12 protein-coding genes are annotated in these 11367 nt (G+C 58.1%); 8 read left to right on the forward strand and 4 right to left on the reverse strand.

The genetic code is table 11. From position 1 onward, the window contains the following. Positions 1–134: 134 nt before the first annotated feature. On the forward strand, positions 135–587 hold the full coding sequence (locus ACESWY_RS01910) for a MerR family transcriptional regulator (protein WP_022183977.1): 453 nt from the start codon (positions 135–137) through the stop codon (positions 585–587). Positions 588–2017: 1430 nt separating this feature from the next. On the opposite strand, the gene ACESWY_RS01915 is transcribed toward ACESWY_RS01910, so the two are convergent. After that, positions 2018–2689 (reverse strand): DUF3800 domain-containing protein, encoded by a 672-nt coding sequence (locus ACESWY_RS01915; protein WP_373092609.1) that lies wholly within the window; start codon positions 2687–2689, stop codon positions 2018–2020. An 867-nt stretch (positions 2690–3556) separates the two neighbouring features. On the opposite strand from ACESWY_RS01915, the gene ACESWY_RS01920 reads away from it, so the two are divergent. Beyond that, entirely contained in the window at positions 3557–4255 is a 699-nt protein-coding gene (locus ACESWY_RS01920) for a hypothetical protein (RefSeq protein WP_373092611.1), read from the forward strand. 135 nt (positions 4256–4390) lie between these two features. On the opposite strand, the gene ACESWY_RS01925 is transcribed toward ACESWY_RS01920, so the two are convergent. Then, the gene (locus tag ACESWY_RS01925) at positions 4391–4777 is read right to left on the reverse strand and encodes a hypothetical protein (RefSeq protein WP_373092613.1); all 387 of its coding nucleotides are present in this window, start codon (positions 4775–4777) and stop codon (positions 4391–4393) included. A 157-nt stretch (positions 4778–4934) separates the two neighbouring features. Here ACESWY_RS01925 and ACESWY_RS01930 point away from each other — a divergent pair, with 157 nt between their 5' ends. From ACESWY_RS01930 to ACESWY_RS01945, 4 genes are read left to right on the forward strand one after another with little or no spacing between them, the layout of a single operon-like run. Next, entirely contained in the window at positions 4935–5153 is a 219-nt protein-coding gene (locus ACESWY_RS01930) for a hypothetical protein (RefSeq protein WP_250787836.1), read from the forward strand. Then, entirely contained in the window at positions 5150–5362 is a 213-nt protein-coding gene (locus ACESWY_RS01935; RefSeq protein WP_373092615.1) for a hypothetical protein, read from the forward strand. The genes ACESWY_RS01930 and ACESWY_RS01935 overlap by 4 nt, the downstream gene beginning before the upstream one ends. Continuing rightward, complete coding sequence (locus tag ACESWY_RS01940) at positions 5355–5492, forward strand: hypothetical protein (protein ID WP_373092617.1); 138 nt, start codon at positions 5355–5357, stop codon at positions 5490–5492. The genes ACESWY_RS01935 and ACESWY_RS01940 overlap by 8 nt, the downstream gene beginning before the upstream one ends. Continuing rightward, positions 5482–6300: an N-acetylmuramoyl-L-alanine amidase gene (locus ACESWY_RS01945; protein ID WP_373092619.1), complete on the forward strand. Its 819-nt coding sequence runs from the start codon at positions 5482–5484 to the stop codon at positions 6298–6300. The genes ACESWY_RS01940 and ACESWY_RS01945 overlap by 11 nt, the downstream gene beginning before the upstream one ends. A gap of 682 nt (positions 6301–6982) precedes the next feature. On the opposite strand, the gene ACESWY_RS01950 is transcribed toward ACESWY_RS01945, so the two are convergent. After that, the gene (locus tag ACESWY_RS01950; protein WP_373092621.1) at positions 6983–8497 is read right to left on the reverse strand and encodes a serine/threonine-protein kinase; all 1515 of its coding nucleotides are present in this window, start codon (positions 8495–8497) and stop codon (positions 6983–6985) included. A gap of 776 nt (positions 8498–9273) precedes the next feature. Here ACESWY_RS01950 and ACESWY_RS01955 point away from each other — a divergent pair. Next, complete coding sequence (locus tag ACESWY_RS01955) at positions 9274–9909, forward strand: GyrI-like domain-containing protein (protein ID WP_373092623.1); 636 nt, start codon at positions 9274–9276, stop codon at positions 9907–9909. Positions 9910–9954: 45 nt separating this feature from the next. Beyond that, entirely contained in the window at positions 9955–10206 is a 252-nt protein-coding gene (locus ACESWY_RS01960; protein WP_373092625.1) for a histidine kinase dimerization/phospho-acceptor domain-containing protein, read from the forward strand. An 87-nt stretch (positions 10207–10293) separates the two neighbouring features. Here ACESWY_RS01960 and ACESWY_RS01965 read toward each other — a convergent pair. After that, on the reverse strand, positions 10294–11367 hold a 1074-nt coding region (locus ACESWY_RS01965; RefSeq protein ID WP_373092627.1), incomplete at its 5' end, for a sensor histidine kinase.

Here is an 11367-nt window from a genome sequence, read left to right on the forward strand (position 1 = left end):
GATTCCTTCCTCGCGTATCGGGAGCGGCGACTCCTTACCACAACCCCCTTGCTTTATTGATCTGACGCTGTTATAACAACCGATAGTTACTAACGGTCAAGCATTGTTATTTGGAACTTGAAGGAATCGTGAAGATGGCGAACGCGAGCGAAAACGAACACGCGCCCAAGCGAGCAAAAGCAACAGGCGACCTGTTCACGATGATGCAAGTATGTCGCGAAGCCGACATGACGTACCAAACGCTGAAGTTCTACTGTAACCAGGGGCTCGTGCCCAACGTGAAACGCGATAAAAACAATCGTCGCGTGTTCGACAAGCACGACGTCGAATGGGTGAAAAGCCTGATTTGCCTAAAGAGATGCGGCATGAGCATCGAAGAAATGAAGGAATACCTAGCACTATGCCTGCAAGGTGAGACATCGATTCCTCAACGAAAAACGATGCTGGCCGAAAAACGCAGCAGGCTTGTCGAGCAAATTGCCGAATTAGAGGCCAGCGTGGAATACATCGATTGGAAGCAGGGCTTCTACGACGACGTACTGGCAGGCCGCACCGAGTACTTCAGTAACTTGCTGCCCGAAAAATGAGATAGCAACCTTTTAAAACCCACGGGCGCCTTTTCGTACTATGGCTACTGCGGGCTCGATGTCGGAATCGTCGTGACCATGGTTCGACCAATATTTCAACGCAGCTATAGGTCTGCTTGCCAAATAAGCGGCCGTGAGCTGAGCATCTGGGACAAGCGCGGTCTATATCGGAGCCAAACAAAAGCATTGCGGCCAAGGCCGCGATCAGCGCACTGAAAGCGATACCCGGCGTCAACCTTGCAGGAGAAGTTATAAACGCCATCGTCGCGGCAGCCATCGTCGCAGCCATTGGCGAAGGCTCGGCGTTTGCCTTCGAGAAGGTGTGTCTGGGCGAAATGAGCGCGAAGGACGTTGATGCGATTCGCGACTTCAAGGAGCAGAAACTGGACAACGAGTTCGTCAGGAAAGTGACGAGATCATTGAAGATTTCGCTGGCAACGATCAGGGTAAGAATTCGCTCTAAGATTTGGCTGGCAACCTGGTTAAAACCCTAGGCCCAAACACCGGGAAAGCTTCCTCTTAAGTGCATTGGGAGTAATCCTGTTCGTGAGTACGGAATGAGTGCAAACAAATTGGATACTGCGTAGGCAACAGAACATGAAAGAGTAAGTAGAGATACAGTAAGCTGCAGCAGTCCTCGAATTTCCAGTCGAGTGGGAGTAGTAACCGATACAAATTCGTATCAGTTCGTGACAAAGCGACGCCCCCTGAAAACACCAGTTCAGGGGGCTTTTCTTATGTCTTTAGCACGGATCAAACAAAGCGTATTACGCCTTTCCTAGCGACAATATGACAGTTGATTCCATGACAATCGTAATAGGTTTTGAGGTGAAACAAGTCTCTTAACTGGGAAAACGGATTGCCAGCATTTATTTCCATACATGAGCCAATTAAGAGCGCCCTCCCTTGTTTGTCGCTGTTGTTCGCCATGGTGTTCCTTTCTCGTATCGTCAGCTCACGGGATGTACCATATTGTGCGTTTGTGCATGTAGATACGCAATTTTCAAACGTTTGATTTCTTTATTTGAACCCTCTTTTCGTCCGCAATCGAGTTCGTCAGCCGCGCCGACGGCTCACCGTGAAGACGTCCGCGTTTGGGATGGAGGAAGCGGCATAGCGATGGGCGGTAGCGGAATTGGTTATTCGGAAGGGACAAATGGCAACGGGCGCGGTTGACTCGCCCCGCTTTGGCCGATGGCAAACGATGGACAGGGATGCGAAGCCAGGTGCTCACAGGCCGTTCCCGATCCATTGGACCAAGAGAGAAAGAAAGTATGAGCAAAAAGGGCAGAATCGCTCTCACGATCCCGCCCCGCAAACCAGATGGTTTCTAACTGATCAATATTATGCAGCTAAATGGCCTTCTAACAACCCCGCGCATGAGCATTGATGGGCGCCGTCTGTGAACGCGACAAGCCGAACGGCGCTTGTCAGATGAGCTTCCTGCGTGTCTCCTTAAGAATGCCCTTCTTGAAGTCGGACCACTTGCCGAAGAACTTCTCGTCCGTCGCGGTGACGGTATGCTCGGCGTACTTGATCGCGGTGAGCTCCATGGTGCAGATGTAGTCCGCCGCCTGCGAGAGGCGGTACTCGGAGGGCTGCGCCGAGCGGTAGACGACCGCATCCTTCGACAGCGCGTACTCGATTGCGCGGTGGAGTGACTCGGCGATGGAGTGCTGGCCGTTGTCGTAGTAGACCTTGACCGCGTCGTAGGACTGAAGTTCCGCGAGGTTGTCGAACAGGAAGTTCACGAGGTCCCTGCGCATCGTCCCCGCGAGCTTCTCGAGCGAGGCGAACTCCTTGGTCGCGTATGCGAAGGTATGGTATCTCACGGGCATGTGGCGGAAGAATACGCGGAACGAGCCGAGCAGCATCTTGCGCGCCCTCAGATCGAGTCCCGAGTACTGGTCCTTTCCGTTCATGAGCGGCGACGCATGGAAGGGTATGTCGGGGAGCCCCTTGGCGCGGAGGGCTCCCTCGTATGCCGCGATCGAGTCCGCGATGTTTTCGGATTGGTCGTGCATGACGACGGTGAGCAGGTAGTGGCGGTCGGAGAGGCCGTCGCTTCCCGACTCGTCGACGAAGATGCTGAGTTCTCGCATTGTTCTCCTGGATAAGAAAAAAGCCGGGGAAAACGTCCCCGGCACTTGGAAGCCTTCCTAACGGAAAACCAATTACCTTATACCATGGGCTGTCTAAAAATTCAAGGAAACTCGGAGCGTTTCCGGACGTTGGCGGAATCTCAAAGCCCGTTCGTCGACTCATGGGCAAGCCACCCGAGACTACTCACTTTGCCCACCGATGGCAAAGACCTGCGACCTGGGGTTTTGCAAACAGTGCGTAAGCCACCCGCGTTAATTCACTTACGATTGCAGCTGGCGGCTTTCGCGCGAAAGCGCGGTTGAGTTTCAAAAAGGGCGTTTTTGGGTGCTATCGAGCCTCCAAAGGCGGCCCGCCGTGCCCTTTGGGACAAAAACAAAAACTCAAAGTCCTGAGTTTGAAAAAAGTTTTTGGAGTTGTCCCAGCTTTTGTCCCCGAAGTCGACGAAACGCGACGTCGCGTCATTCGGCGGCACTCGGCTCGAGACGGCACCGACAACTGGGTGCAACTGGTGTGACGGGACGGCAGAACCAAAACCATCGAGTGGGAGTAGCCCGATAGGGTTCTGACCTGCATTTTTGAGTGCCGCACCGTGCCGCTGAGTTTCGTTTCGTACGACAGTCATGGCAAAGCCACCAGCGACGGCGGTGAGTAAAAACGATTTCCTAGCCTCCGTTCCCGCGTTGGGACGGAGGCTTTTTCTTTGGTCTTTTACTCCCTTTCACCTGCTATTTCGCTATTTACTCCCAGTGTTTCAAGATGGCAAAGCACTGGGCGGTATTCGGAGGAATGGGAGTAAGGATTTATCCCAAGTGAGTAGACGTGCGATTTTTGTCTCCGGGCCCCGAAACGGGGACGTTTCGGGGCCCGTGAAACTCAAATCGAACTCAATGGGCGGCACCGACGGCTTCGTGCCGTTCCAGACCTCCGGCGCCTCCGTCCTCAAGCTGGGGGCGGGCGGCGTTCTGACCGACCCCGAGTACGAAGTCCGCACCTGGCTCAACGCCACGCTGTTCTCCGACGGCGAGCTCAAGATCGGGTTCGCCAAGGCCGATGCGACAGGCCGCGAGGTGCTGGCCTCCGACACGCTTTGCGCCAACGCCAAGTACACCGCGATCCAGGCGACGCCCTGGGCTTCGTTCGGCAAGAGCGTGAAGCGCGTGACCATCGCCGCCGACACATCGAGGGTCGCCAACGTGAACCTGAACTACTGGTTCTACAGCTGCAACGCCCTGACCTCGGTCTCTGGCATGGCGAACCTGTGCGGCGTGGCCTACATGAACCGTACGTTCAACTCGTGCTCCGCGCTCACCGAGCTCGATCTGCGGGGCATGAGTCCGGCGTCGCTTTCTAGCATGCTCTACACGTTCGGTGCCTGCACCGCCCTTGAGCGCATCCTGGTCGATGCCGACTGGGGGCTGCCGAGCGGGTGCACGGGCTCTTCCACGTTCTACAACTGCAAGGCCATCGTGGGTGGCAACGGCACGACCTACGACTCTAAGCAGACGACGTACGCGATGTGCCACATCGACCACGAGGGGCAGACGGGCTACCTCACTGCCGGGTAGCGGCTTGGGACTGAGCATAATGGCACCCCTGGCGGCTGCGCAGGCGCCCTTCCTGCACTGCTGCCAGGGGTGAGCGCGCCGCCCCCGTGGTGTGGGTTAGGCGATGGGATGCGGCGGCGTGTAGCGAGAACTGCTTTACTCCTCGATTTCGGAAGATAGGTGAACCTTCCCCTTTATTTGAGACTTCTGCTTTTCGATCTGGCGATAAAGCCTGTTGTACTCGATAGCCCACGGCCTTTCGATTTTTCGCAGAGCCAGAAGGTTCATGTGGCTAGTCGTATATGCCCTTGCCTTTTCTTCGGAAAAGCCTTCGTACATCGTCAGGTATCTTGCGAAATCACGCTGGAAGAATCCTTCGTAGCGTTCCTGCGACAACAGCTGCTCCGCTTCTCCTCGAGGCAAATCCCAGTGTTTTTGCAACAGGCCCAGGATTGCTTCCGTGGATGCAGGAGTTTCGTTAAGAGCCGCTACAGCTCTCAAGAGACTTTCGTTGTACCCCTCCTCGTAAAGCCGGCTTTCCATTTCTACCTCCCGTTAGCGACTCTTTCGAACATTCGTTACTGTGCTTTTTCTTATTTTACCTCGCTTTTTATAGCAGCGATTCAGCTACCAGCTGATTTGTGACCGCAGCGGATGATGGGGCCGTTGAAGTTGGTCCATGTTCTGCTGGGAGGTCCTTGTGGAGTCTATTGCGGTGGCGCTCATCGGCGTCGTGACGCAGGTCGGGGTGATCGCGTCGAACTCGCGAAGCCGCGCGGTGATGGAGCTCAAGATTGACGAGCTCGCGCGGCGCGTTGAGAAGCACAACTGCCTCATCGAGCGCACCTACAAGCTCGAGCAGGACATGGCCGTGGTCAGGCGCGACGTTGACGCGCTTGAGGAGAGGAGCGGCAGATGAACCGTTTTCTGACGAGCAACGAGCGGCAGTGGCGCTTTATGCGCACGGTCGTCCAGGGCGTCCTGGGCGTCGTAGTGGCCAACGTCGACCTGCTCATGGGCGTGGTCGTGCTCGACCCCACGCGGCGCGCGCTGTGCGTGGCCATGGTGATGGCCGTGCTCTCGCCCGTTATTGCCGAGCTGGGAAAGGCGAGCGATTCCGATGAGTGAGTACGCAAGCGAGGAGGAGCGCTGGGAGGAGTTGCGCGAGCCCGGCTACGAGCCCGCCACGCCCAGCGACTTCAAGCCCGAGGAGGGCGAGGACGCGGGATTCAAGGAGGTCAGCGCCAATGGGGCATAGCATCCTGTTCAAGCAGTGCGGCAGCGATCGCATGACGCGCAGGCGCTCGCACGCCATCGACCGCATCGTGATCCACTACACGGCGACTCTGGCGTCGGCCCGCAACAACGCGATCTACTTCTCGCACAACGAGCGGCAGGGGTCGTCCGCCCGCTACTTCGTGGGCGACATCACCGACGAGATCTACCAGAGCGTGGCCGAGGGCGACACCGCCTGGCACGCCGGCAACTGGCTCATGAACTGCCGCAGCGTCGGCATCGAGGCCGTGAGCGCTAGCGAGGACTACAGCGAGGTCGAGGCGGGCAAGCTCGCCTGGCTCGTGCAGACCCTCATGAAGCGCTACGGCATCTCCGAGGGCGGCGTCATCCGCCGCTACGACGTGACCGGCAAGATCTGTCCCGCGCCCTACATCGCCGCCGGGCGCAGGGCCGCCCTGCGCCCGCGCATCTGCCGAGGCGCCGGGTCTTCGGACACCGTGGCTGCGGGGTCTTCCGGCAGTGGCGGCTCTGCGCCCTCGGGTGACGTGGCGAGCCTGGCGTGGCGCGTCATCAACGAGGAGTTCGGCAACGGCGAGGCGCGTAAACGGGCCCTGAGCTCGCGCTACCTCGAGGTGCAGGCCGAGGTGAACCGGATTCTCTCCGGCGGTGGTTCCGGCGGTTCTTCTTCGTCCGGCAGTGGCGAGGTCGACATCGACGCGCTGGCACGCACCGTCATCAACGGCGACTACGGCAACGGCGAGGAGCGCAAGCGACGGTTGGGCTCCAACTCCGCCGCCGTGCAGCGCTGTGTGAGCCAGATGCTTTCGTGAGGCGGTTTCGCGAGGAGCTGGCGGAGGGCTGGCAATCGTGGCTTGTATCCCTGTGTTGCTGGCGGCGGCCGTTCTCATGCCAATCGCTTGGATGCTTGGATTGATATACAACTAATAATACTTTTTGATGAGAGGCGCAGGTCAAGTTTGGACTGCGCCTCTTTGTTTGGACGGTCGGGGGGTTACGAACAATCCTGAACGGAGCGCTTCCGAGCGTTGCGGAGTGTAAGAGACGATTTTCAAAACAGCATATTCTACCTGCGGTTTTGTTGATTATCGTTCTGAACCGTTTTGAAGTGCTCTATGGTCTCCGATTAGCTCGCGGCTAAGTCCCTGAAAAGTAAAAGGCGCCCGTGCGGGCGCCTGCCTAGGATTGAGATTCGTTCGGTTGTGGTCGGAATGCTCGTCTTCCGCGGTGCTGTCGTCCGGAGTTCGGCATCTGTCGTTCGCCTCTTCTGTCGTGTTTGATGTTGCGCGTTCTGCGAGCGACCTTGCGCAGGCCTACCGGCCCGTTGCCCCCAGGTGCACCCGGATAAATGGTACCTATCGGTTGGGACTCAGCTTATCGAAATCGAACTGTATGGGAGCGAGCGGAAGGGTGAACGGCCTAGGGTGCAACCAAGATGCCGTCTATCGTATCGTTTTCCCTAGACGAACGCAGGCCTGCGCTGCATTAATGAATCTACACGGAGTCGTTGAGAAGGTCTTCCAGCATCGGGTCTATTCCGCTGGTGATAATATCCTCAATCAGATGCTGGGCATGGAAACGGTTGATTTGCCATGCTACATATGAAAGCGTTTGGCAGGCACGCTCCTTGATGTCGTATGGCGCCTTGCTTAAAACAATCGACTTTGCGATGTCGGCAAATGGATCGTGGTCTTCCCATGTCTTGCAGACTTGCGTCATGCCCTGGTCGATAGCATCCATGACAAAGGCCGCATTGCCGTTGTCGATTTCCGTAAATTTGACAACCGTTTTAGCGAACGCGGGGTTTGACGCTACCCGTGAGCACAGCTGCTCATCGGTCATTTCGAGAATCCATTCGGCAACCTCTCCGTCGAGGATTCCCCGTGCTGCCTTTTCCGCAAGTTTCGTTTCCCGGTCCGCATCTGCTATCGAAGACAACCTTCGCTTTATCGCGCTCAAAAACTCTGCCGCATCCTGGTATCTTTTCGACGGATCGTCTGCGGTTGCTTTTTCTACCAGCGGTCGAAGACGATGATTCGTTTTTGTCGGATGTCCGGCGAGCACGAAGTTGATAATCCTGCCCAGGGAAAAGACATCGCTCCTTTTGTCTCCATCTTTTAGATAGACAAGCTGTTCAGGTGAACAGTAGAACCACTGTCCATAATTGTTTGTGTTGGTGGTTTGGTAGGATGAAAGTGTGTTCAAGTTCTTTCCAAGCCCGAAATCGGCAATCTTCAGTTGGCCGCTCAGTAGAAAAATATTCGTGGGGCTTAGATCTCGGTGAATGTATCCGCGCGAGTGAATGGCAGCCATGGTGCCAACTATCTGTTCGATTATGGACATCTTGACTTGCTCGGATAGAGGATTGTCCATGAACTCTAGTAGCGTGGTCTCGCCGGCCTCCATCGTGTAGGAGCAATTGCTCTCGTCGAAATCAAAGACACGGAGAACCCCTGGCAGCTCCGAAAGATCATTCATTATCTCGTATTCGCGCTTGAAGCGATGGCGGTTTCTTGCATCAAGGGCTACTTCGGGCATGAGCTTTTTCAGGACTCTGCCTGTTGACTTTTGCCTGAACGCCTCGGCAAAGCCGCCTTTCCCGATCGGGATTAGATCCGAATCAATCACCACAAGCTTCATCTCGCCGTCTGTTCCGACTATCTCAAGCTCGTCGGAGATTAGTACTTGGTTGAACCGTTTCTTCGCTTTGTCCGCCCTTTCTCGGGCTTCGATTTCATCGCAGCCAAAAGTACTGACCATATACTTGAATCCAAGAACGATTGAGAAAAAACGATCGAGACGGCCGCTCGATGCAACACTGGCTATCTTTCCGGCGGCGTATCTCCATCTGGTAGGAGCGTTGCCACCTTGGTAGATGTCCCGGAAGTCAAAATGGTCATTGAAGAATGTCACTATTTGAGGGCCCGACAAGTAGCGGAACAGCTCTCCTTCGTCGCCCACGAACATCTTTGCAATAGATTCGAGCGACCGCTCGCTGAGTGATGGCATCGTTCTGTCCTCCTCGTTCCTCTGTCGTCATCCTAGTCACCGGAGTGCATTCTGCCAAGGATATTTGTCTTAATGAGCTGCTATCTTTTTGTGCTCTCCGCTCATATGATTATCCGACTTTGCCTGGTTATTAATGCATCAGAAAATCGACAACCCCGTGGCTGGCATCCTCGTTAGCTCAAAGGATATTATGACGACGAGGCAATCCCGAAGCTGGCGACATCATTCGTGTAATAAGTCTTGTCACGTTTCAGGATTTCACTAACTTATAAGCAAGCCACCCGAGACTACTCACCTTTCCCGCCGATGGCGAAGACCTGCGACCTGGGGTTTTGCGAATGTCGCGCAAGCCACCTGCGTTAATTCACCTACGATTGTAGCTGGCGGCTTGCACGCTAAAGGTCGGTTGAGTTTCAAAACGGACGTTTTCAGCGCTATCGAGCCTCCTAAGGCGCCCCGCTGCGCTCTTTGGGACAAAACAAAAATCAAAGTCCTGAGTTTGAAAAAAGTATTTGAGGCTGTTCCAGCTTTTGTCCCCGAAGTTGACGAAGCACGACATGGTGTCACCTGGCGGCACTTGGCTCGAGACGGCACCGAAAACTGGGCGTAACTGGAATGATGGGACGGCGGAACTGGGATCATCGAATGGGAATAGAACAGACGTTCGATTCTGTGTTATAATATCCTGCAATGGGCGCGGCCTCTTCCGAAGCCGCGCCCATTGCTATATTTGGTCGGATATCGACGGAAGCCCAAGCTCAGGGAGGTTTGTTGCGATGGCATACGATTTCAAGAAGGAGTTCAGGGAGCTCTACAGGCCGTCCGGCAAGCCGAGCGTCGTAACCGTTCCGCCTATGAGCTACGTCGCCGTGCGGGGCAAGGGCAATCCCAATGCCGAAGGCGGCGAGTACCAGAACGTGTTGCCGCTGCTCTACGGCGTCGCTTATACCATCAAGATGTCGAAGAGGGGCCCGCGAGAGATCGAAGGCTATTTCGACTTCGTCGTGCCTCCGCTCGAGGGCTTCTGGTGGCAAGACCGCACCGATGGCGAGATTGATTATGCGCGGAAGGATGACTTCAACTTCATCTCGTGCATCCGTCTGCCCGATTTCGTCACTCGCGAGGACTTCGACTGGGCAGTTTCGGAAGCTGCCGCCAAGAAGAAGCTGGACTTCTCGGCGGTCGAGCTGCTGAGGGTCGACGAGGGCCTTTGCGTTCAGTGCATGCATACCGGGCCTTACGACGACGAGCCGGCGACCATAGACGCCATGCGCGCATTCGTGGCGGAACGGGGCTACGCCCCCGACTTCTCCGAAGCCCGTCTGCATCACGAGATTTACCTCTCCGACCCGCGCAAGTGCGCGCCGGAGAAGCTCAAGACCGTGATCCGTCATCCCATAAAGTTGATTTAGCGAAGCGAGTGACGCCGATCGCTTCGGCTTTTTGGGGGGCTCAACGTGGCGTGGACGGCAACGGGACGCGCCCTGCGACCGGTGGCGGAGGCCGAGGCGCGGGAGCGCGCGTTCGTTTGCACCGCCTCGCACGACCTTGTCACCCCGCTCATGGCGGTGACCGCGAACTGCGACGTGCTTGAAGCGGAGGCATCCGATCAGGCCGGCCTTGCATCCTGGGTCGTCAACATCCGTGCAGCGGCGGACGAGATGGCGACTCGCATCGCTGACATGCTCATGCACATGGGCGGCGACTAGCCAGGGCGATCCCTGCAACGGGCATTATTATCCGGGAAGCGTTTGATTGCGAGGCACGCCGGTGTGAGGGCCTGAGTCGTCAGGCCCTCACAGGGGGACCGCGATGGTGGCCACCGCGCCGCCCGAGGGACTGTTGGCGAGCGAGACGGAGCCCCCGTGGGCGCTCGCGGCCTCGGAGGCGGCATGGAGGCCGAGCCCGTAGTGGCGGCCTCCGTCGCGCGAGGAGCGGGAGGAGTCGTCTGTGAAGAGGCGCTCGCAGCCGCGTTCGAGGGCGGCGGGAGAGAAGCCCGGTCCGTCGTCGGCCACCTCGATGACGAGGTGGCCGCCCTCGACGTCGCAGGAGACCGCCACGCGCGAGCGCGCGTGCTCGGCGGCGTTGGCCACGAGGTTCGCGGCGGCTCGCGCCAGGGCGGTTCGGTCGAGCGGGGCCTCGGGCGCGCCCGCGACGGCAGGGCCCGTGGCCGCGTCGAGCGTCACGCCTCGCGCCCGGGCGATCTGGGCGGCCTCGGCGAGGACCTGCTCGCAGAGCTCGGCCGGCCGCATGGGGGCCCTTTCCGCCCCGCCGGACCCGCGCGAGGCCTCGATGAGCAGGCGCACGTAGCCGTCGAGCCTTTCGACACCGCCGGCTATGTCGCGCGCGGCGGCCGCGAGGTCGGCGTCTTTCTCGTCTTCCAGCTCCTCCGCCACGAAGTCGGCGTTGGCGCGCAGCACGGTGAGCGGCGTCTTGAGGTCGTGGGCGAGCGACGCCACCTGCTCGCGCTGCCCCCGCTCCGCGGCCCAGCGGGCCTCGAGCGACTCGGCGAGGGAGGCCCGCATGGCGTCCATCGCTGCGAGGACGTCGTTCACCTCGCGCACGTTGGTGCTGCCGACCGCGAAGTCGAGCTCCCCCGCGCCGACGCGCCCCGCCGCCTCCGCGAGCGGCGCCATCTTGCGCGAGATCACGCGGCTCGCGCGGCGCGCCACGAGCGCGAGCGCGAGCGCGCTTCCCGCAACGGCGCCGACGAGCATGAGGCTCTGCGGGTTGGGAAGCATGCCGGCGAGGTCGCGCGAGACCCACTGCGGCAGGTACTCGCTGACGAGTGCGCAGGCCCCGCCGCCCTTGAGCGGGAACGCGGCGTAGGTGAGGCCCGAGCCCCCGCCCTCGATCTCCACTGTGCCCGG

This window comes from Collinsella aerofaciens ATCC 25986, from assembly GCF_964237925.1.
Taxonomy (GTDB): Bacteria; Actinomycetota; Coriobacteriia; order Coriobacteriales; family Coriobacteriaceae; genus Collinsella; species Collinsella aerofaciens_BJ.

Bases quoted from the DNA above. Each gene is read 5' to 3' on its own strand.
- ACESWY_RS01925 (WP_373092613.1), bottom strand. From the start codon at position 4,777: ATGGAAAGCCGGCTTTACGAGGAGGGGTACAACGAAAGTCTCTTGAGA.
- ACESWY_RS01940 (WP_373092617.1), top strand. From the start codon at position 5,355: ATGAGTGAGTACGCAAGCGAGGAGGAGCGCTGGGAGGAGTTGCGCGAG.
- ACESWY_RS01915 (WP_373092609.1), bottom strand. From the start codon at position 2,689: ATGCGAGAACTCAGCATCTTCGTCGACGAGTCGGGAAGCGACGGCCTC.
- ACESWY_RS01935 (WP_373092615.1), top strand. From the start codon at position 5,150: ATGAACCGTTTTCTGACGAGCAACGAGCGGCAGTGGCGCTTTATGCGC.
- ACESWY_RS01955 (WP_373092623.1), top strand. From the start codon at position 9,274: ATGGCATACGATTTCAAGAAGGAGTTCAGGGAGCTCTACAGGCCGTCC.
- ACESWY_RS01910 (WP_022183977.1), top strand. From the start codon at position 135: ATGGCGAACGCGAGCGAAAACGAACACGCGCCCAAGCGAGCAAAAGCA.
- ACESWY_RS01945 (WP_373092619.1), top strand. From the start codon at position 5,482: ATGGGGCATAGCATCCTGTTCAAGCAGTGCGGCAGCGATCGCATGACG.
- ACESWY_RS01950 (WP_373092621.1), bottom strand. From the start codon at position 8,497: ATGCCATCACTCAGCGAGCGGTCGCTCGAATCTATTGCAAAGATGTTC.